This is a genomic window from Notoacmeibacter sp. MSK16QG-6 (genome assembly GCF_024158145.1).
Classification (GTDB): domain Bacteria; phylum Pseudomonadota; class Alphaproteobacteria; order Rhizobiales; family Rhizobiaceae; genus Notoacmeibacter.
This window is the reverse complement of sequence record NZ_JAMYXM010000001.1, coordinates 408,863-430,070: the sequence shown is the minus strand read 5'-3', so window position 1 is coordinate 430,070 and position 21,208 is coordinate 408,863. Positions and strand designations below refer to the sequence as shown.

Here is a 21,208-nt window from a genome sequence, read left to right as displayed (position 1 = left end):
CGGCCTGTGTGGCTAGGCGGTGAAGTAATGGCTGTCGAGACGGGGCGCGTCCTCATCGCAGCGGACGGCGCCCCGCTCGTTCAAAGCCTCCAGATGCGCGAACACGTTGAGCGCAGCCGCGCCATGGAGGCGCGGATCGATATCGCGGTAAATCACGCCGACCATCTCGGAAATGGTCCTGTCGCCTGCCACCAGACGCTTCAGGATCGCACCCTCGCGCATGCGTCGGTGTGTCCTCAGCCCACGCAAAAACAGCGACGGTTTGACGACCGGTCCTCCATGGCCCGGCAGGTAGATTCGGTCGTCAGCCCGTTCTATCAATCGGTCGAGTGAAGCCATATAGTCGTTCATGTTGCCGTCGGGCGGAGCGACGATGGTGGTTGACCACGCCATCACGTGATCGGCCGAGAAGACGATTCCAGTATCATCCATGGAGAAACACAGATGGTTCGCCGTATGACCCGGCGTATGGAGAGCTGTCAGGCTGAACTCGTCAGTCTCGATCATCTCGCCATCGCCGATTTCGCGATCCGGAGCGAAGTCATAATCGCCAGATGCATCCAGCCGGTTCTCTTCGTTCACTGCAAGCGCGCGCGCTGCCCTGTGGGGGCCTTCAGCCACGATCTCGCCGCCGACGCGGGCCTGCAACGGCCGCGCAAGGGGGGAGTGATCCCGGTGGGTATGACTGACGAGAATGTGGCTGACAGGCCGCCCGTCAATAGCAGCAACAAGCGTTTCCAGATGATCTTCGTCCATGGGGCCTGGATCGATCACAACCAGTGATCTGTCGCCGATTACATAAGAATTGGTGCCCTGAAACGTAAAGGGCGATGCATTGGCGCACGTAACCCGCAAAACGTTGTCCGCAACACGCACGCTGCTACCGTGGCGCGGCTCGAAATCCCGGTCGAAATCCATAAACTTTCTTAAAGTCCCTCTTCGGCGCCGATCGATCCCGCGCAGACGTAAAACAAATGTGGCTTCGTCGCCAATATAGCAAATCGGCGTTGCCCGATGGGATCGGCTTTGCTAATGCAGCGCGCCAAGGGTGAAAGTCCACCCGGTCATTGGGGCGTCGCCAAGTGGTAAGGCAGCGGCTTTTGGTGCCGCCATTCGCAGGTTCGAATCCTGCCGCCCCAGCCAGCCTGTTTCCTGCATCAAGCTGTGTTTCCTAATATTTTCTGCAACTTGCACCCAGGATCTCGCCACGCGGGTGAAATCGCAAAGTCACGCAACACATGCCGAAAATCAAAGGTCTCGAAAGAAAATGAGGCGATAAGCCATAAGCATAATCATTTGTTCACGAAATAAATTCGAATATTCATGGGTTTGGCGGACATTAAGCCGCGTTTAACATGCCTCTGCGATCCTTCCAATATTGCAGAGGGCTCGATAATGCTCGGACGTTTCCGTCGGATTTCAACGCGACAAAGAGCGCAGCTGCGCGGCATTTTCAGCCGCCTTCGCGCCGATCAGTTCGACGAACTGACCGCACGCCAGCTTCGAAGCGAGCGTGTGACGGCGTTGATGAACAATCTGACGCCGTTCACCTTGTTCAATGCGGTTTCAGCCGTGTTCCTGGCCGTCTGGTTTTTCGATCACGGTGTCGACTCTCTGCTGACGGCCTGGGTAAGCGTCCTCATATCTCTTTCGATCATCGCTCTGGTCACGCGACTGCGGCGCGACCGGGCGCGACCCTATTCCGGGTCCGAGCGAACGACCTCCCGTATCGTCCACCAGACGATCTTCACAGCCTGTTGCTGGTCGATCAGTTTCTTCTTCCTGCTTCCGGTTTCCGTTGGGCACGATTTTCTGATCCTGAATGGTTTGGCGGTTGGCGGGGTCATCCTCGGCCCCACGGTCCTGCATCCGGTTCCCAAGGCGGCGCTGGCCTGGCTGGTGACGACCACCTCCCTCAACACGGTCGCATTTGTAATGTTCGGCGATATTCATCTTGTTGCAGCGGCAATAATGAATATCGCTTTCACGCTCGTCGCCGGCGTGAACTGCATCAAGCAGTCCGATTATATGACCCGGCAGTTCGTTATCCGGCAGTCTCTTCAGGAAAAGCAGGACATGATCGCCCTGCTTTTGAAGGAGTACGAAGATGGCGTTCGTACATGGCCGTGGGAATGCGACAGCTTCGGTCACATCACGCGTATGCCAAAGGCGGTCGAGAATTTGCTGGGGCGTGCGCGAGGCGGTCTATGCTGGAACATTAGCGATCTGGCGCGGGTCGGAGGAGAAGCAGACCAGAACAAGGCCGCCAACGAACTGATCGGCGTGCTGTCGCGGCCGCGAAAATTCCACGATTATCTCGTGCCCTTCAAGCGTGAGGGCGAGGAGAGCTTGTGGTTCTCTGTCAGCGGCAAGCCGGTTTACAGCCAGGACGGCGAATTTCTTGGATATCGCGGCCTCATCACCGATGTGACAGAGACCAAACTGGCGGAAGAGAAGGTCAAATTTCTCGCCACTCACGATTCACTGACCGAAATGCCGAACCGTACTCTTTACGCAGATACGGTCGGCCCGTGGATTGAACGCGAGCGTACCTTCGTCTGCCTGCATATCGATCTCGACCGCTTCAAGTTGGTCAACGACTCGCTGGGTCACGCCGCCGGCGACGATCTGCTGGTTGCAGTGGCGGAGCGTTTGAGAGGCTGTGCCGCAAACGTGGGACCGGAAGCCATTTGCGCGAGAGTCGGGGGTGACGAATTTCTGGCTGCTCTGCCCGCGCCAAAAGACGAAGATTGGGCTGCTGACGATACACCAGTCGCCCGCGCCGTCGGAGAGATCGTCGATTGCCTCTCCCAGCCATTCGAACTCGATGCTGGTACGGTGACCATCGGCGGGTCTGTCGGCTATGCGTTGTATCCCGATGATGCGTCAAATCTCTCCGATCTGACAAATCGCGCCGATCTGGCTCTCTACCGCGCCAAGAACGAGGGCCGCAACCAGTACCGGCGCTATATTGCCGGCATGGATCGACGAGCGCAGAACCGCAAGAAGCTGGAGGTCGGCCTTCGCAACGCCATCGCCCATGACGAGCTTCGGCTGGTCTATCAACCAATCGTGGAACTGCAAAGCGGCGTGGTATCCAGCGTAGAAGTCCTGTTGCGATGGAACAGCGCCCAGCACGGCTTTATCTCGCCTCAAATATTTATTCCTATCGCTGAAGAAAGCGGACTGATCTACGAGATCGGCGAGTGGGTATTGTTACAGGCCTGCCAGGAGGCGGTCTCCTGGAAAGACACGATTTCTCTTTCTGTGAACGTATCGGCCAAGCAGATCCTTCGTGCCGGTTTCGACCGGACCGTTCTTGCGGCTCTGAAAAAGACAGGGTTTCCGGCAGAGCGGCTGGAGCTCGAATTGACCGAAACGGTTTTTCTCGAGGAAGGCCATCTGGCGCTCGAAACTATAGACAGCCTGCGGGAGCACGGCATTCGCATTATTCTCGACGATTTTGGTACGGGATATTCGTCGCTCAGCTACCTGCAATCCTTCTCCTTCGACAAGATCAAGGTCGACCGATCCTTCGTATCCAGCCTGCAGCAGGCTCCAATCGCCGGCGGTAGCACATCCGATACGCTAATCCGGGCCATGATCGGTCTTGCCCAAATGCTCGATGTCCCCGTGACAGCGGAGGGCATTGAAGAAGACTGGCAGGCCGAAGAACTTCGCAAGCTCGGTTGCAATTACGGGCAGGGCTATCTTTTCTCCCGCCCCGTCTCCAGCAGCGACTTGCGCGAATTGATAGGATCGGCCGCAAAGATGAAGGGTGAGGGAGGATCGCTCCCTCGCGACGTCGCCTGAACGGTATGATAGCCGCGTTGGCAGCGTCGCCCTGAGTAAAGTCTTCAGGGACACTCCGCAGCTATCCTCCAGACGCTTTGGCCGATAGAATTTCACCCTTCACAGGTTTGGAGTAATGCATGATTCCCAAAGCGGAATTGCACTGTCATATCGAAGGCGCCGTCAGCCCGGCCCTGGCGCGTGAAATGGCCCGCCGTCATAATGCCGATCTCGACTCGGTCCTGGACGGCGACCGGTATCGGCGACAGAATTTTTCGGTCTTCCTCACGAGCTACGACATCGTCGCCAATCTCTTTCGCGAGCGCGATGACTTTGTCCAACTCGCCTACGATCATTATTGCGCGCTTGCCCGCGACGGATGTCTCTATGCCGAAATCTTCGCATCGCCCGCCCATGCCGAAGCTGTCGGTCTTGCGCCGCAATCCTATCTTGAGGGGCTTGATGAAGGCATAGCGCGCGCACGACGCGACTGCGGGATCGAGGGGCGCATCATCGTGACGGGTGTACGACACCTGGGGCCGGATGCGGTCCGCAAGGCAGCGGAGATCGCGATTGGCTGTGGCCTTGAAGCGGTCACCGGTTTCGGAATGGCAGGCAACGAACGAACTGGCCGCCCGCGAGACTATGCCACCGCCTTTGACATCGCTCGCGAGGGCGGACTTCGCCTGACCTGTCATGCTGGCGAATGGGTCGGTCCCGAGGGTATTGAGGAGACCATGGATGTTCTGAAGGTCGAACGGCTCGGCCATGGCGTCCGTGCTGCTGAGAGCGAAACGCTGACACGACGGATTGCCGATGAAGGGATTGTACTGGAGGTCTGTCCCGGCTCGAACCTCTCATTGGGAGTCTATGAACGGTTCGAAGATCATCCGTTTCGCCGCCTGATGGAAGCTGGTTGCCGGGTCACGCTTAATTCGGACGACCCGCCCCATTTTCAAACCAGCCTGGCCGATGAATATCGGATCGGGCGCGATGTCTTCGGCCTTTCCGATGGCGATCTGCATCGAATTACCCGCACAGCCCTCGAAGCTGCCTTTGTCGATGGGGATACACGCGCTCAGCTTCTTGAGCGGCTGGACAAGTCGGCCTAGCGTTGCGCCAAAGCCAAGCGGAGAGAATTATGAGCCAGGAAAAAGGATCGGGGATGGTCACCGTAGTGGACCATCCGCTGGTTCAGCACAAGCTGACGATCATGCGGAAGAAGGAAACCTCGACGGCCGGGTTTCGACGCCTGCTCCGCGAAATCTCGCTTTTGCTCTGCTATGAGGTGACGCGCGGGCTGGAGATCACCTACGAACCTATCGAAACACCGTTGGAGCCGATGGACGCGCCGATGCTGGAAGGCAAGAAGCTTGTCTTCGCTTCTGTGCTCCGCGCGGGCAACGGTCTTCTGGAGGGAATGCTCGATCTGGTGCCGGCCGCGCGCGTGGCGCATATCGGTCTCTACCGGGACCACGAAACCCTCCAGCCCGTCCATTATTTCTTCAAGGCGCCGAGTGACCTCGGCAACCGGCTCGTCATTGTTGTCGACCCAATGTTGGCGACGGCAAACTCGGCCGTCGCCGCCATCGACAAGTTGAAAGAGGAAGGCGCGACGAACATTCGCTTCCTCTGCCTTCTTGCTGCGCCGGAGGGTATCGAGCGCTTCACCAAGGCGCATCCTGATGTGCCGGTATTCACCGCTTCGATCGATGATCGGCTGAATGACAAGGGCTACATCTTGCCGGGCCTCGGCGACGCCGGCGACCGCATGTACGGTACGAAGTAGCCCGGCTAAGCCTACGAAATGAATCGCAAATTCCGATCATCCTGAATCGGAATCTCAAGGCGCTGAATCATCGCTTCAGCACCTTGAATCAATTTGTGAGGCTGAGAACCCGGCCCAGACAATAAGGGCTCTTCCTATTAAGCCGTGATCCGTTCCGAGACCGAGGATGGCGTCTGGCCGCCACCTTGTCGAACCGCGCGACGCACACGGTCGGCCGCTTTCTGGAACGTCGCCTCGTCACGCGCATGGATGCGGCAAAGCGGCGAAGACCCGTCCCAAGTCCGGGAGGCCAGATCGCTCAGACCGACCGCATGATCGATATTGTCCTCAGATCGTGTTCGCCCGCCGCCCAGTTCGATAACGGCCAGGCCGAGCTGCCGGGTATCGAAAGAAAGGCGGCCGGCATATTCGGCGCCATTCTCCAACGTCAGATCACGAACGATCGGGGCGACCGGCAGGTGCTCGTCCATCTGCTCGATGAAATCGCTCGGCCCGCCCAGCGCACTGACCATCTGCCCGAAGCGCTCGGCTGCCGCGCCAGATGACAGCGCCTCTTGCGATTTTCGCAGGCCCTCTTCCGCGCTGTCGGCAATGCCAACGATTGCGAGCATCTCCGCAGCGAGGGCCAGCGTGATCTCCCGAAGGCGCGGCTCGCTTCCATTGCCACGAAGCACATTGACCGCGCTTCGCACTTCAACGGCATTGCCCGCCGCATTCGCGAGGGGATGGTCCATGTCTGTCAGCAGCGCGACGGTTGGCATGCCGGCGCCATTCGCGACCTCCACCAGGCTTGTCGCCAGTTCGCGTGCGGCGGCTTCGTCGGCCATGAAGGCGCCCGAACCGACCTTAACGTCCAGCACCAGCCCCTTAAGTCCCGCGGCAAGTTTTTTCGACAGGATCGAGGCGGTGATGAGCGGTACGCTCTCCACCGTCGCTGTCACGTCCCGAATGCCGTAGATAACCTTGTCCGCCGGGGCGAGCGAGCCGGTCTGGCCGATGATCGCGCAGCCCACTTCCTTGACGACGCGCCGAAAGACTTCGTCATCCGGTGTCACATTGTAGCCGGGTATCGACTCGAATTTGTCGAGAGTCCCGCCCGTATGACCGAGGCCTCGCCCGGAGATCATAGGGACGTACCCGCCACATGCTGCAACAATTGGCGCAAGAATGAGGCTGACATTGTCGCCGACGCCGCCGGTCGAGTGCTTATCGACGACCGCTGGACCGAGATCGGACCAATCGAGAACCGTACCGGAATCGCGCATGGCCGTCGTCAGCGCCACGGCCTCGTCGCGGCTCATTCCGTTGAGGTAGACGGCCATGGCGAGCGCGGCGATCTGCTCCTTCGTTACGCTCTTGTCCATAACGCCTGCGATAAAGTCGCCGATGTCTCGCGCCTCGAGTGGCTGGCGGTCGCGCTTGGCGCGGACGATCTCCTGCGGCAGCATATTCAGTATCCCGATCCGCTTGCAGCGGTACCGTGCTCGCCGCGGGCCACAGCGATGAGGTCGGTCAAAAGGCTCGATGCGCCGATGCGGAACGTCCTCGGGCTGACCCATTCATCACCCATCTTCTTTGCCGCAAGGTCTGCATAGGCTTTCGCCTCGGCAAAGCTGCGAACGCCGCCAGACACCTTCAGCCCGCCTCTTCCCGCTGCTGCGATGGCATCGAGCAGCGCATCTGCGGCTTCCATCGTCGCACCGGTCTCCACCTTGCCGGTCGACGTCTTGACGAAATCCGCGCCGCCCGTCAGCGCTGCACCGGCCAGAAGCTGCATCTCATCGGTATCGGCCAGCATCCCGGTTTCGAGAATGGCCTTAACCGGTAGGCCACCAGCGGCGTCCTTTACCTGACGAACAGCAAAGGTCACGGCATGAGGATCTTCAACACCGCGCCGATAATCGACCACCATGTCGATCTCTGTTGCGCCATTGGCCAGCGCCAGACGGATATCGTGCTGGGTTCGAGCCCATGGCTCTTGCCCGCCCGGGAAATTGACCACGGTCGCGATCTGAATCGGGGTGCCTTTGACAGCCATCGCCGCCCGCTTGACGTGATCGGGCCACACGCAGACCGCCGCCACGGGGCCGAAAGGCGTGCGCGCTTTATCCAGAAGTTGATCGACCTTGTCGGCAGGCCGGTCATCAGACAGCTCCGTCAGATCGAGACAGCCGATCAGGCGTTCCGCAAAAGTCGCGTCGGTTAGGTCGGTCATGAACCAATTCACTTTCGAAGTAAGAACTCAAATACTCGGCAGGTCGGAAAACGCCATCGGCAGCAGGTCGCCGAGACGTACCGTTTCGACGATGCCGGTCTGATCGCACAGGTGGATCTTGGTCCTTGCCGTGCCGAATTCAGCAAGCCGCTGGCGGCAACCGCCGCAGGGCGTGATGCGATCTTTTTTTGGCGCGACGACCGCCACTTCCGCAAGGCATCCCGGCTCTGAATAACCGGCCATCACCATATGGGCGAGGGCCGACGTTTCAGCGCACCAGCCTTCGGGAAAAGCGACATTCTCCATATTGGCGCCGGAAAAGGTTGCGCCGTCTTTCGTCCGAAGCGCCGCGCCGACCGAAAAACCGGAATAAGGTGCGTGGGCGCGTTCGAGGGCCTTCCGCGCAAGATGAAAAAGTTTGTCGCCTTCGGCCATATCAACGCTCCTTGGTATAGGGAACGCCGCCAGCACGGGGCGGTTCGGCGCGGCCGATAAAGCCTGCCAGAAGGACGACTGTCAGAATGTACGGTAAAGCCTGGATGAATTGTACCGGCACGCGCCCGATCAATGGCAGTTCTGCGCCTTGAAGGCGTATGGCGGATGCGTCGAGGAAACCGAACAGCAAACATGCGAACATCACCGGGACCGGCTTCCATTTTGCGAAAATGAGCGCGGCCAGCGCAATATAGCCCTTGCCGGCCGTCATATTGTTGTTGAACCCGCCGGATTGGCTGATCGCCAGATAGGTGCCCGCCACGCCACACAGCGCGCCGCAGATGATGACGGCTTCATAGCGCAGTGCCGTGACGGATATGCCGGCGGTATCGACCGCAGCCGGGTTTTCGCCCACTGCACGCAGACGCAGCCCGAACCGGGTCCGAAACAGGATCCACCAGGTGAGCGGCACCATGATGAAAGCAATGTAGACCAGCAGGGAATGGCCGAGAACCAGTTCTGAGAAGATCGGACCGAGGATCGGTATGTCACGCAGTTCCGCGGCAAATCCGGGCTCGCTGCCGAGAAATCTCTGATCGGTCGAAAGTTGTGGCGTGCGCCCGCCTTGTCCGAACCAGGCCTGGCCGAGGAGAACCGTGGCGCCGGCGGCGACAAAATTCAGCGCGACGCCCGATACGATCTGGTTGCCGCGCGCCGTGATCGAGGCGAAGCCGTGAACGAGCCCGAAAATGATGGATACGAGGACGCCGAGAAGAAGGCCGGCATAGGCTGAGCCGGTGACGGACGCGCCTGCGCCTGCGGCAAAGGCTGCCGCAAGCATTTTCCCTTCAAGGCCGATGTCGAAAATGCCGGCGCGTTCGGAGTACAGGCCGGCGAGGGCCGCGAGCAAAAGCGGCGTCGAAAGCCGCAGCGTGGAATCCAGGATCAGCAGGGTGGAGTTGAAATCCATCAAGCCGCTCCTTCCGCTTCCGGGGAAACGCCCCGCCTGTGCATGGCCAGAAAGAAGCGCGTCAGCTGCGGTCGGAACATATGCTCCAGCGCGCCGGCAAACAGGATGACGAGACCTTGAATGACGACAATCATGTCACGCGTGATCGTCGGCATGTCGAAGGCCAGTTCCGCGCCACCCTGATAGAGCATACCGAACAGGATGGCCGCCAGCACAATGCCAACCGGATGATTGCGACCCATAAGGGCCACTGCGATGCCGACAAAACCTGCGCCCTGAACGATGTCGAGAGTCAGTCTATGAAGATCGCCCATGACCGGGTTCAGGGACATTAGACCGGCAAGTCCCCCCGATATCATCATGGCGATAATGACCGTGCGGGCTGGACGGATGCCGGCATATTTCGCAGCGGATGGCGACAAGCCCATCGTGCGGATGCTGTAACCGAACCGGGTGCGCCAGATCAGGACCCAAACGAGCAGGCAACAGATCAGCGCGACGAAGAAAGACAGATTCAGCGGCGTGTTTCGAATGTCTGCGCCGAAGAGGTTCAATAGGCCGGTAAGCTTCGGCAGCCAGCCGCCATCGGCAAAAACGGCGGTTTCCGGTCCCATTTGTCCGGCCGGACGCAGCCAGTCTACCAGCAGCCAGTTCATCAGCGACGCTGCGATGAAGTTGAACATGATGGTGGTGATGACGACATGGCTGCCGCGGACAGCCTGGAGATAGCCCGGCAGGAATCCCCACGCCGCGCCGAAGCCTGCCCCCATGACGATGGCGACCGGCAGCACCAGCCACCATGGCACATAAGCGCCCAGCCACAGGCATGCGAGTGCGACGCCGAGCCCGCCAATCAAAGCCTGGCCCTCCGAGCCGATATTGAAGAGTCCGCAATGAATGGCGACTGCGACCGACAGGCCGGTGAAAATGAAGTTGGTCGCGTAAAACAGCGTGAATCCGATACCGCGTCCGGACCCGAAGGCGCCATCGATCATCAGCCAGGCAGCTTTGAACGGGTTCTCTCCGACGGCAACGACAACGAGACCGGAGACGATAAATGCGACGAGCAGATTGATTGCCGGCAGAAGCACATAATTGACCCAGGGCGGCAGCGTGTTGGTCATGGCCGCTCTCCCGGTATCTGGGTCTCGGCGGGCGCCTGCCCCGGCGCGATATCGACCATGGCGGGGTCGGGCACCGCGTGAACTTCACTATCGGATTGCGCGATCCCGGCCATCAGGAGGCCAAGTTCGCCTTCGGTCGCTTCGGCGCCTCTTTCTCCGACGATCTTACCGTCGAACATCACCAGAATACGATCTGACAGCGCCCGGATTTCGTCCAGTTCGACCGAGACCAGAAGGATAGCCTTGCCAGCGTCCCGCATTTCGACAATGCGGCGATGGATGAATTCGATTGCACCGACATCGACGCCGCGGGTCGGTTGACCGATCAGCAGCACATCGGGATCGCGTTCCATCTCACGGGCAAGAACAATCTTCTGCTGATTGCCGCCGGAAAAATTGGCGGTTTTCAGACGGCAGTCCGGCGGGCGAATATCGTACTGTTCGATCCTCTCGCGTGCATGATCCCGAATAGCGGATATGGAGAGAAACGGGCCATTTCCGAAAGCGGGATTGTTATGATAGCCGAGAATGGCGTTTTCGTTTTCCTCGAACGGCAGAACCAGACCCATATGATGACGATCCTCCGGCACGTGGGCGAGCCCTTCGTCGCGTAGCGACGCCGGATCGAGCGTTTTGTAATCTAGCTTTTCGCCATTCAGTTCGACGCTGCCGAGCGTCGGTTGGCGGATGCCGGCAATCGTCTCGATCAGATGCGACTGCCCGTTCCCGGCGACCCCGGCGATCCCGACGATTTCTCCGGCCCGGATATCGAGGCCGACATTCTTGACCATCGGTACATTACGGCTGTCCACGACCGTCAGATCACGCACCGAAAGCTTTACCGGTCCTGGCTTGGATGGCTTCTTGTCGACGCGGAGCAGCACCCGTCTGCCGACCATCTTTTCTGCAATCGCCTCGACCGACGTCTGGGCGGTCGGCACCGTATCGACGATCTGGCCCTGGCGCATGACCGAAACCATGTCCGTCACCGCCATGATCTCACGCAACTTGTGCGTGATGAGAATGACGGTTTTGCCTTCCTCCCGGAGGCGCTGGAGAATGCGGAAGAGGTGGTCGGCCTCCGCCGGCGTCAATACGCCTGTCGGCTCGTCGAGGATCAGAATGTCCGCGCCGCGATAGAGCGCTTTCAGAATTTCGACACGCTGCTGCAGTCCCACCGGCAGATCTTCGATCAATGCGTCGGGATCGACCTCGAGTTGATAGTCTTTCTCGATCTGCTTGAGTTCGGCGCGAGCCCGCGCGATGCCGCCAGAGAGAAGGGCCGCACCCTCCGCGCCTAGCATGATGTTTTCCAGAACGGTGAAATTGTGAACCAGCATGAAATGCTGGTGAACCATGCCGATGCCAAGATCGATTGCCGCCTGGCTGTGCGGGATGGAGACCTTGTCGCCGCCTACTTCGATAGTTCCGCTATCGGCCTGATAGAAGCCGTAAAGGATACTCATCAGCGTCGATTTGCCGGCGCCGTTCTCGCCGACGATTCCATGAATCGAGGCTTTGCGGACGGTCAGGTCGATATCGCGATTGGCGCGGACAGACCCGAAGCTTTTTGAGATGCCGGACAGACGAATGGCAGGAGGAGCGCTTGGTTTTGCGGCGGTATCGGCCATGGTCGGATCAGCCCTGACAGAAGACAACGCGGTGCGGCTGGGAAGGAGCCGGAACGGACGGCAATCCGTTCCGGCCTGGGAACCGCATCAATATGTGCAGTTATTGTCCGCCATGTAATCGTGGACTTCCAGTTCGCCGGAAGCAATCTTGGCCTTGGCCTCGTCCACGGCGGCTGTCATCTCGTCGCTGACGAGATCCTTGTTGTTGTCATCCATCGCGACGCCGACGCCGTCTTCCTTGACGCCAAGCGCAACCGTTCCCGTCTCGAACTCACCGCTCTCGGCATCCTTGAAGGCATCGTAGATCGCGTTGTCGACCCGCTTGATCATGGACGTCAGAACGCTTCCGGGCTGCAATCCGTTCTGGTTGGAGTCGACACCGATGGCCAGCTTGCCGGCATCGGCTGCCGTCTGCATCACGCCGATGCCCGTGCCGCCCGCCGCATGGAAAATCACATCGGCGCCGCTTTCGATCTGGCTCTTGGCCAGTTCGCCGCCCTTGACCGGATCGTTCCAGGCTGTCGGCGTTGAACCTGTCATGTTTTCCATGACCTCGGCTTCCGGCTTGACGCTTTTGACGCCGCCCTTATAGCCGCAGGCGAATTTGCGGATGAGTGGAATATCCATGCCGCCGACGAAACCGACCTTGTCGCTCTCGGAAGCCATCGCCGCCATGATGCCGACCAGATACGAGCCCTCGTGTTCCTTGAAGAGAACCGAGCGGACGTTCGGCAGATCGACAACAGAGTCGATGATCACGAATTTGGTATCCGGGAATTCCTTGGCCACTTCTTCGACCGCGGCCTGCTGGCTGAAGCCGATAGCGGCGATCGGATTGTTGCCGTCTTCAGCGAAACGGCGAAGCGCCTGGGCGCGCTGCTGCTCGTTCTGCACCTCGAAATCGCGATAATCCGAGCCGGTTTCTTCCTTGTATTTTTCCGCGCCATTATGGGCGGCTTCGTTGAAGGATTTATCGAATTTGCCGCCCATATCGTAGACAACCGCCGGGGTGGACTCGGCGGCGACTGCAAATGCGGTGGTCGCCATCAGCGTGGCGAGAGCGAGGATGGTACGTTTCATGGACGTTTCCCTGTGCATCGATCGTCTTTTAATTACGGGAAGGGCACACCTTCCATTGGCCGGTCCAAACCGCTTCTGATTGCAGCCGGTCGGGCCGTCATAGAGGCACTTTTGCATAGTGGATTAAGCTTGACCATGGCCAAAACCCCTTGCCGCAAGGGCAATTGAGAAAACCGCCCCTGGCTCCGCCGCTATGCCTTATTCAACTCACGCTTCACCCAATTTCGATACGTGAAGTGAAAGGAGGACGCTTCGCCTGACGCGACTGATCGTTTATGGAGGCGGGAAGAAGACCGGAATCGGTCGGCATTCACTGATTTTCAAGAGGAAATAGACCCACATGCTGCCTTTCATCGATCTCGCTGCCCAGCAGGCCCGCCTACGTGACCGGATCGATGCGGCGATTGGCGAGGTTCTCGACGGTGGCGCTTACATTCTCGGCCCGGCCGTCGGTCGGTTCGAGGACGAGCTTTCCGCTTTTTGCGGAGCGCGGCATTCGATCTCCTGTGCAAACGGCACGGATGCGCTGCTGCTGGCGTTGATGGCGCTGGAGGTCACGGCGGGAGATGCGGTCTTCGTGCCGTCATTCACTTTTGCGGCTACGGCGGAGATCGTGCCCTGCCTGGGCGCGGTTCCCTATTTCGTCGACATCGATCCGCAGACCTACAATATGGACCCCGAAAGCCTGAAGCGCTGCATCGAGAAGGCAGCGCGCGACGGTATGCCGCTTAAGGCGGTCATCCCTGTCGATCTGTTCGGTCTGCCGGCGGATATCGATGCGATAGAGCCGATCGCACGGGAAAGCGGAATGGCCATTGTTTGCGACACCGCGCAGGGGTTCGGCGGGAAGTATAAAGGCCGCGTAGCCGGTGCGATGGGGGATCTGGCGACGACCTCGTTCTTTCCTGCCAAGCCGCTAGGCTGCTACGGCGATGGCGGAGCGATCACGACCAATGACGAAAAGCTGGCCGACAGCCTTCGATCCCTGCGCAATCATGGGGCAGGCGCGGACAAATATGACAACATCCACATCGGCATGAACAGTCGTTTGGACTCCATCCAGGCCGCGATCCTCTCCGTCAAACTGTCGATATTCGAAGAGGAAATCACGATGCGGCAGGATGTCGCGGCCAGATATGTAGAACGTTTGGCCGATGTCGTGGCCGTGCCTACCGTACCGGAAGGGCTGACCTCGACCTGGGCGCAATATACCGTGCGCTTGCCCGTCGGCGCGGACCGATCGGCGGTTCAGGCCAAACTGCGCGATGCTGGCGTACCGACAGCGATTTACTACCCGATCCCGCTGCACCGGCAGACGGCATATCGCCATTGGCCGCACGATCCGTCTGGCATGGTGGCGACAGACGAGGCGGCGGAGAGCGTGCTTGCTCTGCCGATGCACCCATATCTGGAAGCTGGCGACCAGGACCGGATCGCCGAGGCGCTCAAGGGAGCGCTTGCCGCGTGAGCGATGACTCGCATGGTGCGCCGGACGATATCGAAGCCGCACGCACAATCGACAATGAAGCGCTGGCGAGCGCCTACGATCGCGCCCTGGCGCTGGAGAAACAGGGCGCGCGAGACGAGGCGGTCGCCGCGTGGCGCGCGGTCCTCGCTCTGGACCCTGCCGATCATGGCGGCGCGGCGATCCGCCTTGCCGCGCTCGGGGCGGAGACTGCGCCGCGCCGGATGCCGGACGCTTATGTCGAGACGCTGTTCGACCAGCATGCTTCGGCCTTTGACGACATTCTTGTCGAGCAACTCGGTTATACCGTGCCCGTGCTGCTTGCCGAGGCGCTCCGTAAAGCCGCGCCAGGCCCATACAATCGGGCGCTCGATCTCGGTTGCGGGACGGGCCTGACGGGCAGCGCACTCGGCGAATTCGTCGAGACGTTTATCGGTCTCGACATTTCCGAAGCGATGGTTGCCGAAGCCGACGACCGGGACGTCTATGACGGCCTCTACGTCGCCGAGGCCGAGGACTTTCTGGAAAATATCGGCGACGCCGAGGATGATTTCGATCTGATCGTCGCAACGGACGTCCTGCCTTATATCGGCGATCCGTCACGGCTTTTCGCCGCCATGGCCGGCAAGGCTTCGCCCGGCGCAGTGATAGGCTTTTCGACGGAGAGTTTCGACGCCAGCGAGGGTGAGTCGGGATACCGCGTTTTACCGACCCATCGCTACGCGCACGATCCGAACTACATCGCCGAATTGCTGGAAACGAGCGGCTTCGAACTGCTTTACAATCCGGTCATCACGGTGCGGATGGAACAGGGCAATCCCGCACCCGGCTATCTGTTCCTGGCACGAAAGAAGTAAGGCTCATCGAGCTCAAAATATTTGCCTTGAAGCTTTGTATGCGGGACACAATCGAGGAGCGCTTCACCGCCAGCGCTTCGGCCTTCCTGCATCAAGCTTATCCAGTGTGGCATGATATTCGGCTTCCAACTGCTCCACATAGGCGGCGACCGAGCCACGCGACTTGACCGCGCCGATCCCCTGGCCGGACCCCCATATGTCCTTCCAGGCCTTGGCTTTGCTGCCGCCGCCAGCCGCGAAGTTCATGGTTGACGGATCGCTCTGCGGCAAATCGTCCGGGTTCATGCCGGCCTTTTCGATGGAGCCGCGCAGATAGTTGCCGTGAACGCCGGTGAAAAGGTTGGTGTAGACGATCTGTTCGCCGGTGCTGCCGACAATCATGTCCTTGTAATCGTCCACCGCATTGGCCTCGTCGGTGGCGATGAAGGCGCTGCCGATATAGCCGAAATCAGCGCCCATGGCCTGCGCTGCAGCCACCGCGCCGCCGGTCGCGATAGCGCCGGAAAGCGCCAGCGGCCCGTCGAAAAATTCACGGATTTCCTGAATGAGCGCGAGGGGTGAAAGCGTACCGGCATGGCCGCCCGCGCCGGATGCGACTGCGACCAGCCCGTCCGCGCCTTTTTCCAGCGCCTTCCGCGCAAAGCGGGTGTTAATGACGTCATGCAAAACGATGCCGCCATAGGAATGAACCGCGTCGTTCACTTCCGGCACGGCGCCGAGCGAGGTAATGACGATGGGCGCTTTGTGCTTCACGCACATCTGGACATCGGCCATCAACCGGTCATTACTCTTGTGCACGATCTGGTTGACGGCAAAGGGAGCGGAAGGACGATCCGGGTTCTTCTGGTCATGCTCGGCCAGTTCTGTCGTGATCCGGTCCAGCCACTCATCGAGCACTTCGGCGGGGCGGGCGTTCAGTGCCGGAAACGAACCGACGATTCCGGCCTTGCACTGCGCGATCACCATCTCAGGGCCGGAAACGATGAACATCGGTGAGCCGATAATCGGCAGGCGCAGATTCTGCAAAACAGGTGGCAGGGCCATGAAACGTCCTCTTCCCGAAAATCTCTTGAGACGACCTGATCAATTTTGACGTAAACGTCAATAGATCGATATATAATCTCGAAGGTGAAGTTTGCAGCCGAGACAGTCAATTGCTTGTCGTGGCGCAGAAATTGCCGTACCGCCGCTTGTGGAGAACGAAAGAGGTCGATGCGAATGACTGACCGGAAAAGCGCGAAGATCGTCTTCCTGGACAGCGACACATTCGCGCCGTCCACCGTGTTCGCAAAACCGGCCGTTTCGCACGAATGGGCAGAATACGCCGCCACCGACGAGCCGGAACTCGTCGAGCGATTGGCAGGCGCTACGGTGGCGATCACCAACAAGGTGCCCATCCGGCGCGATGCGATCCTGAACCTGCCCGATCTTCAAATGATCGCTGTTGCGGCGACAGGCTATAATGTCATCGATCTGAAAGCCTGCCGCGAGGCGAATATAACGGTTTCCAACGTCCAGGGCTACGCGAAAGATACCCTTCCGGAACATGTGTTCGCGCTGATACTGGCGCTGCGGCGCAACCTCATTCCCTATCGCCAGGACGTGATCGACGGCAGATGGCGGGATGCCGGGCAATTCTGCTTTTTCGATCACCCGATCCACGATCTGGCTGGTTCGACGCTCGGTATCGTAGGTTCCGGCACGCTCGGCCGGTCAGTCGGCCGGCTTGGTGAAGCCTTCGGAATGGATGTCATCTATGCGGGTCGAAAGGGTGACGACACGCCGGGTGACGGACGAGTGCCGTTTAACGAAATGCTTCGTCGGGCGGACGTTATCAGCCTGCATTGTCCACTGACGGACGAAACGAACGGCCTGATCCGCGACGCCGAATTTGCTGCAATGGATCGCAAGCCCGTCCTGATTAACACGGCGCGTGGCGGTGTCGTCGATGAAGAAGCCGCGGTTCGGGCGATAAAGGAAGAGCGGATAGCAGGGCTCGGTTTCGATGTGTTGAGTGAAGAGCCGCCAAAGAATGGTAATCCGCTTCTCGACATCGCCGATCGGCCGAATGTGATTATCACCCCGCATGTGGCATGGGCGTCGGAAAACGCGCAGAATGAAGTCTGGCGGCAGACCGTCGAGAATGTGGAAGCCTTTCTGGATGGGTCGCCGCTTCGCATCGTAACCTGAAATTCGGGAGGCCTGTCATCGGGTCGCAGCCTGACGAAATTCCGGAAAAGACATCCGGTCTGCGGCGCGGCTGGACAACCGGCGCTTGCGCCACCGCTGCAGCAAAAGCAGCGGCGACCGCTTTGCTCGGCGGTGGTTTTCCCGATCCAGTAACGATTACTCTGCCGGGCGGGCAGACACCCTCCTTTGCATTGGCGGATGAGCGGTGCGGCGATGGTTCGGCGGAAGTCGCTATCGTCAAGGATGCCGGTGACGATCCCGATGTGACGCATGGTGCTTTGGTGCGCGTGGCTGTGCGCCGTGGCGTGGCGGGAGCAGGTATTCGCTTTCAAGCCGGGCCGGGCGTCGGCACGGTCACTCTGGCCGGCCTGCCTGTGCCGCCCGGCGAACCGGCCATCAATCCCGTACCCCGCAAAATGATCGCCAGCACGCTGGAAGAGGTTGCAGCGGCCTACAGTGTATCGGCAGATTTCGATGTCACCATCGGAATCGATGGCGGTGAGGCGCTGGCGGCGAAGACAATGAACCCGCGCCTCGGCATCGTCGGCGGGCTTTCGGTACTCGGCACAACCGGCATCGTCGTTCCCTATAGCTGCGCGGCGTGGATACATTCCATCCATCGCGGTATCGACGTGGCGCGCGCCGCCGGCTTCGACCATGTGGGCGGGGCGACGGGCGATGCGTCCGAAAAGGCCATGGCGTCCCACTGCGGATTTGCAGAGCAGCAGCTCATCGACATGGGCGATTTCGTTGGCGGCATGCTGAAATATCTGCGCGTTCACCCCGTGCCCATGGTGACGGTGGCGGGAGGCATCGCGAAGATGACGAAGCTGGCCCAAGGCCGCCGCGACCTGCATTCCAAACATGGCCGCGCCGATATGGAGGCATTGGCGCTCGCGGTGCGAGAACTCGGCGGCGATGATCGACTACAGGCGCGCATCGTGCGGGCAAACACCGTCGCCGAAGCCTTCGCTCACGCCACGGACGCGGCGTTGCCGCTCGGCGATTATCTAGCGGGCCAGGCTTGGCGAACCGCTGCGCAGATTTTGCGGCAGGGGCGGTTGCAGCTTCTGATCTTCGATAGGGAAGGGCAGTTGCGCGGCAAGGCGAACATGGCCGAGATCGACCCGGCCATGTCTTGAATGTCTCAGGCCTTGCTAGGTTGCGGCGCTGAAACGGTGACGCCGCTCGTTCGCCAGAAATAGGCCGCGAAGGCGCCAAGCAGCGACCAGCCTACAAGAGCGACGCCGAAGGCTCGCGCTGCAAAGAGGGCCGCGATTTCCGGCGGGACCGTACCGGCAAAGGTATCCGGCTCGGGCGCACCGATCAAATGCGGCGCAAGCAGCAATACGGCCGCGCCGACCCATGTGGCCCAGCTTCGCGTGAACGCGATTAGGGCGGCGGCGATGCCGGCCGAGGCGACCGTGCCGAACCACCAGAGCTGCCGCGCACCGACATCGGCCGCAGCGACTCCCGGTACTTCAGGGGCGAGCGAAAAGCCAGCCGCGAACTGAATCACGAGAAAGCCGATAGCGCCCCAAATGAGGCCATTTCTGCCGTCGAGCGACTGGCCGCGCTGTTCGGCAAAACTCATCAGCGGAAGCAGAATCAGCGCGTATCCGGTGTAGAGCAGCATGCTGAAAACCACGCTGAGGCCGTCACGCATCAGATCCAGGCCGCCGAGTTCCGGATGAGCACTGACGCTATCTGCGCCGAAATGGATGAGTTGGCCCGATTCGTAGAGTTCCGCGTGGAGAAGAACGGGTTGCACGAAGACGAGCTGCAACAGGGCCGCGATCAGACCGGCTGCAGCACCAGCGAACAGAGCGCTGGTGATCAAACGTGAAATCATCTCTTAGTGGCAGGGAAAGCCGTTGGCGTGGCGAACGTCGTGCGCCGCATCGTGCAGTGCGTCGGCTTGCGCCAGACCCACCGCGAAAATCACGCCGAAGCCGAAAACGACCGAGAGCAAAAGTGCTGCGACGCCGTTCGTCTGGCTCGTGATTGCCGGTTCGGCGAGGGTATGGTTCTGATTCATCTCGTCTCCTTTCCCGTCCACCCGACGGGTTCTTGGTTGCAATCGTGTCCGGCAGGTCTCCTGGCTTACGGATCGAAGCTCCGGCCCACCTTCCCCGATTGAAATAAACCGAGTGGTATTCTGGGCTTTCGCTCACCGCATACAGTCGCGGGGGCGGCTGCATTCGAAGGTCTCGCCTTCGCTGCATTCCCTCTTCGCTCTCTGGCCCGTCCAGGCGCAAAGAGAACCGAACGCCATCTGTCTAGAGGAATGGTGCGTCCAGCGCAAGAAATACTGGTGGCCGAATCCATCGGCCGATGCTTACCTTGGCCCATCTTCGATAGACGGGCGGTAAGCCGATGAACTTCGATATTCTCTTGAAAGGCGGCGTTCTGCCGGATGGCCGCACCGTCGATATCGCACTCAGTGACGACCGGATTGCCGCGATCGAGCCCTCCATCGATGCCGAGGCGGGCGAAGTGTTCGACATTGCCGGCGATCTGGTGTCACCGCCCTTTATCGATCCGCATTTTCATATGGATGCGACGCTGTCTTACGGCCGCCCGCGTATCAATGCGTCCGGCACCTTATTGGAGGGCATCGCGCTATGGGGCGAATTGAAGAAGGAGCAGACAGAAGACGACATTGCCGAGAGGGCGTTGCGCTATTGTGACTGGGCCGTCTCGATGGGCCTCCTGGCGATCCGATCTCATGTCGATACCAGCGACGACGATGCGATGAAGGGTGTTCGCGCATTACTGGCGGTGCGCGAGACTGTGAAGCCCTATCTCGACCTGCAACTTGTCGCCTTTCCGCAGGACGGTTTCTATCGCGCCCCAAAGGCTCGGGAGAATACGCTGGCTGCGCTTGATATGGGTGTCGATGTGGTTGGCGGCATCCCGCACTTCGAACGGACCATGGCGGAGGGCCGCGCCAGCGTAACAGAGCTCTGCGAAATAGCCGCCGATCGCGGTCTAATGGTCGATATGCATTGCGATGAAACGGACGATCCGATGTCACGCCATATCGAGCAACTGGCCTATGAAACGCAGCGGCTCGGATTGCGGGGCAGGGTGGTCGGGTCGCATCTCACCTCGATGCATTCGATGGACAATTATTATGTTTCCAAACTGCTGCCATTGATGGCGGAGGCGCAGGTTGCGGCCATCCCCAATCCGCTCATCAACATTACGCTGCAGGGCCGCCACGACACCTATCCGAAACGGCGCGGCCTGACCCGTGTGCCGGAGATGCTGACGCAGGGCATTCGGGTCGCCTGGGGTCAGGACTGCGTGCTCGATCCGTGGTATTCGCTCGGCACGGGCGATATGTTGGATGTCGCATTCATGGGCTTGCACGTGGCGCAGATGACGAGTCCGGCGGACATGCGCCGCTGCTTCGACATGGTGACGAGCGAAAGCGCCGCGATCATGGAACTCACGGATCTCGGCCTTGAGAAAGGAAAGCGCGCCAGCCTTGTCGTGCTCGATGCCGGCGATTCGGTGGAAGCAATCCGTCTGCGCCCGGACAGGCTCCTGGTCATCTCAAATGGACGTGTGGTTGCCCGCCATCAAAAATCGGAAAGCGCGCTCTCCCTGCCGGGCCGTCCATCGAGCGTCAGTCGGCGGCACAAGAACTAAGTC

At 60.0% G+C, this 21,208-nt stretch carries 18 protein-coding genes, 1 tRNA gene, 1 pseudogene and 1 riboswitch; of the genes and pseudogenes, 9 read left to right on the top strand and 11 right to left on the bottom strand.

Annotation, left to right across the window (positions count from 1 at the left end; all coding sequences use genetic code 11):
• Positions 1–12 precede the first annotated feature (12 nt).
• Positions 13–918 carry an MBL fold metallo-hydrolase gene (locus NIM86_RS02085; protein ID WP_253378715.1) on the bottom strand — a complete coding sequence of 302 codons (906 nt, stop codon included), beginning with the start codon at positions 916–918 and terminating at the stop codon, positions 13–15.
• Positions 919–1,068: 150 nt separating this feature from the next.
• Between NIM86_RS02085 and NIM86_RS02080 the strand changes: the two genes are divergently transcribed.
• The 4 genes from NIM86_RS02080 to upp all read left to right on the top strand — a co-directional run bounded on the left by NIM86_RS02080 (position 1,069) and on the right by upp (position 5,581).
• Positions 1,069–1,143, top strand: a tRNA-Gln gene (locus NIM86_RS02080).
• 252 nt (positions 1,144–1,395) lie between these two features.
• On the top strand, positions 1,396–3,813 hold the full coding sequence (locus NIM86_RS02075; protein ID WP_253378713.1) for a bifunctional diguanylate cyclase/phosphodiesterase: 2,418 nt from the start codon (positions 1,396–1,398) through the stop codon (positions 3,811–3,813).
• A gap of 119 nt (positions 3,814–3,932) precedes the next feature.
• Entirely contained in the window at positions 3,933–4,904 is a 972-nt protein-coding gene (add, locus tag NIM86_RS02070) for an adenosine deaminase (protein ID WP_253378712.1), read from the top strand.
• Between the two features lie 53 nt (positions 4,905–4,957).
• Entirely contained in the window at positions 4,958–5,581 is a 624-nt protein-coding gene (gene upp / locus NIM86_RS02065; protein WP_253380659.1) for a uracil phosphoribosyltransferase, read from the top strand.
• Positions 5,582–5,718: 137 nt separating this feature from the next.
• Here the strand turns inward: upp and deoA are convergent, their stop codons facing one another.
• The 7 genes and pseudogenes from deoA to NIM86_RS02030 form a co-directional block, all read right to left on the bottom strand.
• Positions 5,719–7,029 carry a thymidine phosphorylase gene (deoA, locus tag NIM86_RS02060; protein ID WP_253378711.1) on the bottom strand — a complete coding sequence of 437 codons (1,311 nt, stop codon included), beginning with the start codon at positions 7,027–7,029 and terminating at the stop codon, positions 5,719–5,721.
• A gap of 2 nt (positions 7,030–7,031) precedes the next feature.
• Positions 7,032–7,796 (bottom strand): deoxyribose-phosphate aldolase, encoded by a 765-nt coding sequence (gene deoC / locus NIM86_RS02055; protein WP_253378710.1) that lies wholly within the window; start codon positions 7,794–7,796, stop codon positions 7,032–7,034.
• Between the two features lie 27 nt (positions 7,797–7,823).
• Positions 7,824–8,231: a cytidine deaminase gene (gene cdd / locus NIM86_RS02050; protein ID WP_253378709.1), complete on the bottom strand. Its 408-nt coding sequence runs from the start codon at positions 8,229–8,231 to the stop codon at positions 7,824–7,826.
• A gap of 1 nt (position 8,232) precedes the next feature.
• On the bottom strand, positions 8,233–9,201 hold the full coding sequence (locus NIM86_RS02045; RefSeq protein WP_253378708.1) for an ABC transporter permease: 969 nt from the start codon (positions 9,199–9,201) through the stop codon (positions 8,233–8,235).
• Positions 9,201–10,325: an ABC transporter permease gene (locus tag NIM86_RS02040; RefSeq protein WP_253378707.1), complete on the bottom strand. Its 1,125-nt coding sequence runs from the start codon at positions 10,323–10,325 to the stop codon at positions 9,201–9,203. Before NIM86_RS02040 ends, NIM86_RS02045 begins: the two co-directional genes overlap by 1 nt.
• Positions 10,326–10,423: 98 nt before the next feature.
• A pseudogene (locus NIM86_RS02035) lies at positions 10,424–11,956 on the bottom strand (ABC transporter ATP-binding protein); the annotation flags it as partial.
• 87 nt (positions 11,957–12,043) lie between these two features.
• Positions 12,044–13,036 (bottom strand): BMP family protein, encoded by a 993-nt coding sequence (locus NIM86_RS02030; RefSeq protein ID WP_253378705.1) that lies wholly within the window; start codon positions 13,034–13,036, stop codon positions 12,044–12,046.
• A 340-nt stretch (positions 13,037–13,376) separates the two neighbouring features.
• On the opposite strand from NIM86_RS02030, the gene NIM86_RS02025 reads away from it, so the two are divergent.
• Together NIM86_RS02025 and NIM86_RS02020 are read left to right on the top strand one after the other, a co-directional pair.
• Positions 13,377–14,504 carry a DegT/DnrJ/EryC1/StrS aminotransferase family protein gene (locus NIM86_RS02025; protein WP_253378702.1) on the top strand — a complete coding sequence of 376 codons (1,128 nt, stop codon included), beginning with the start codon at positions 13,377–13,379 and terminating at the stop codon, positions 14,502–14,504.
• Positions 14,501–15,358: a methyltransferase domain-containing protein gene (locus tag NIM86_RS02020; protein WP_253378701.1), complete on the top strand. Its 858-nt coding sequence runs from the start codon at positions 14,501–14,503 to the stop codon at positions 15,356–15,358. Before NIM86_RS02025 ends, NIM86_RS02020 begins: the two co-directional genes overlap by 4 nt.
• A gap of 63 nt (positions 15,359–15,421) precedes the next feature.
• Here NIM86_RS02020 and NIM86_RS02015 read toward each other — a convergent pair whose 3' ends face one another.
• Positions 15,422–16,402 carry a nitronate monooxygenase family protein gene (locus NIM86_RS02015; RefSeq protein WP_253378700.1) on the bottom strand — a complete coding sequence of 327 codons (981 nt, stop codon included), beginning with the start codon at positions 16,400–16,402 and terminating at the stop codon, positions 15,422–15,424.
• Positions 16,403–16,576: 174 nt separating this feature from the next.
• Between NIM86_RS02015 and NIM86_RS02010 the strand changes: the two genes are divergently transcribed.
• Positions 16,577–17,548: a D-2-hydroxyacid dehydrogenase gene (locus NIM86_RS02010; protein WP_253378699.1), complete on the top strand. Its 972-nt coding sequence runs from the start codon at positions 16,577–16,579 to the stop codon at positions 17,546–17,548.
• A 38-nt stretch (positions 17,549–17,586) separates the two neighbouring features.
• Complete coding sequence (locus NIM86_RS02005; RefSeq protein WP_253380656.1) at positions 17,587–18,690, top strand: cobalt-precorrin-5B (C(1))-methyltransferase; 1,104 nt, start codon at positions 17,587–17,589, stop codon at positions 18,688–18,690.
• A 5-nt stretch (positions 18,691–18,695) separates the two neighbouring features.
• Here NIM86_RS02005 and NIM86_RS02000 read toward each other — a convergent pair whose 3' ends face one another.
• Together NIM86_RS02000 and NIM86_RS01995 are read right to left on the bottom strand one after the other, a co-directional pair.
• Positions 18,696–19,388: a CbtA family protein gene (locus NIM86_RS02000; RefSeq protein WP_253378698.1), complete on the bottom strand. Its 693-nt coding sequence runs from the start codon at positions 19,386–19,388 to the stop codon at positions 18,696–18,698.
• A 15-nt stretch (positions 19,389–19,403) separates the two neighbouring features.
• On the bottom strand, positions 19,404–19,586 hold the full coding sequence (locus NIM86_RS01995; RefSeq protein WP_253378696.1) for a CbtB-domain containing protein: 183 nt from the start codon (positions 19,584–19,586) through the stop codon (positions 19,404–19,406).
• 32 nt (positions 19,587–19,618) lie between these two features.
• A riboswitch (cobalamin riboswitch) is annotated at positions 19,619–19,832 on the bottom strand.
• 92 nt (positions 19,833–19,924) lie between these two features.
• On the opposite strand from NIM86_RS01995, the gene NIM86_RS01990 reads away from it, so the two are divergent.
• Positions 19,925–21,205 (top strand): amidohydrolase family protein, encoded by a 1,281-nt coding sequence (locus tag NIM86_RS01990; protein WP_253378695.1) that lies wholly within the window; start codon positions 19,925–19,927, stop codon positions 21,203–21,205.
• Positions 21,206–21,208 lie beyond the last annotated feature (3 nt).

Excerpts from the sequence above, each read along its gene's own strand:
- NIM86_RS02085 (WP_253378715.1), bottom strand. The coding sequence starts at position 918 with ATGGATTTCGACCGGGATTTCGAGCCGCGCCACGGTAGCAGCGTGCGT.
- NIM86_RS02075 (WP_253378713.1), top strand. The coding sequence starts at position 1,396 with ATGCTCGGACGTTTCCGTCGGATTTCAACGCGACAAAGAGCGCAGCTG.
- add (WP_253378712.1), top strand. The coding sequence starts at position 3,933 with ATGATTCCCAAAGCGGAATTGCACTGTCATATCGAAGGCGCCGTCAGC.
- upp (WP_253380659.1), top strand. The coding sequence starts at position 4,958 with ATGGTCACCGTAGTGGACCATCCGCTGGTTCAGCACAAGCTGACGATC.
- deoA (WP_253378711.1), bottom strand. The coding sequence starts at position 7,029 with ATGCTGCCGCAGGAGATCGTCCGCGCCAAGCGCGACCGCCAGCCACTC.
- deoC (WP_253378710.1), bottom strand. The coding sequence starts at position 7,796 with ATGACCGACCTAACCGACGCGACTTTTGCGGAACGCCTGATCGGCTGT.
- cdd (WP_253378709.1), bottom strand. The coding sequence starts at position 8,231 with ATGGCCGAAGGCGACAAACTTTTTCATCTTGCGCGGAAGGCCCTCGAA.
- NIM86_RS02045 (WP_253378708.1), bottom strand. The coding sequence starts at position 9,201 with ATGGATTTCAACTCCACCCTGCTGATCCTGGATTCCACGCTGCGGCTT.
- NIM86_RS02040 (WP_253378707.1), bottom strand. The coding sequence starts at position 10,325 with ATGACCAACACGCTGCCGCCCTGGGTCAATTATGTGCTTCTGCCGGCA.
- NIM86_RS02030 (WP_253378705.1), bottom strand. The coding sequence starts at position 13,036 with ATGAAACGTACCATCCTCGCTCTCGCCACGCTGATGGCGACCACCGCA.
- NIM86_RS02025 (WP_253378702.1), top strand. The coding sequence starts at position 13,377 with ATGCTGCCTTTCATCGATCTCGCTGCCCAGCAGGCCCGCCTACGTGAC.
- NIM86_RS02015 (WP_253378700.1), bottom strand. The coding sequence starts at position 16,402 with ATGGCCCTGCCACCTGTTTTGCAGAATCTGCGCCTGCCGATTATCGGC.
- NIM86_RS02010 (WP_253378699.1), top strand. The coding sequence starts at position 16,577 with ATGACTGACCGGAAAAGCGCGAAGATCGTCTTCCTGGACAGCGACACA.
- NIM86_RS01995 (WP_253378696.1), bottom strand. The coding sequence starts at position 19,586 with ATGAATCAGAACCATACCCTCGCCGAACCGGCAATCACGAGCCAGACG.
- NIM86_RS01990 (WP_253378695.1), top strand. The coding sequence starts at position 19,925 with ATGAACTTCGATATTCTCTTGAAAGGCGGCGTTCTGCCGGATGGCCGC.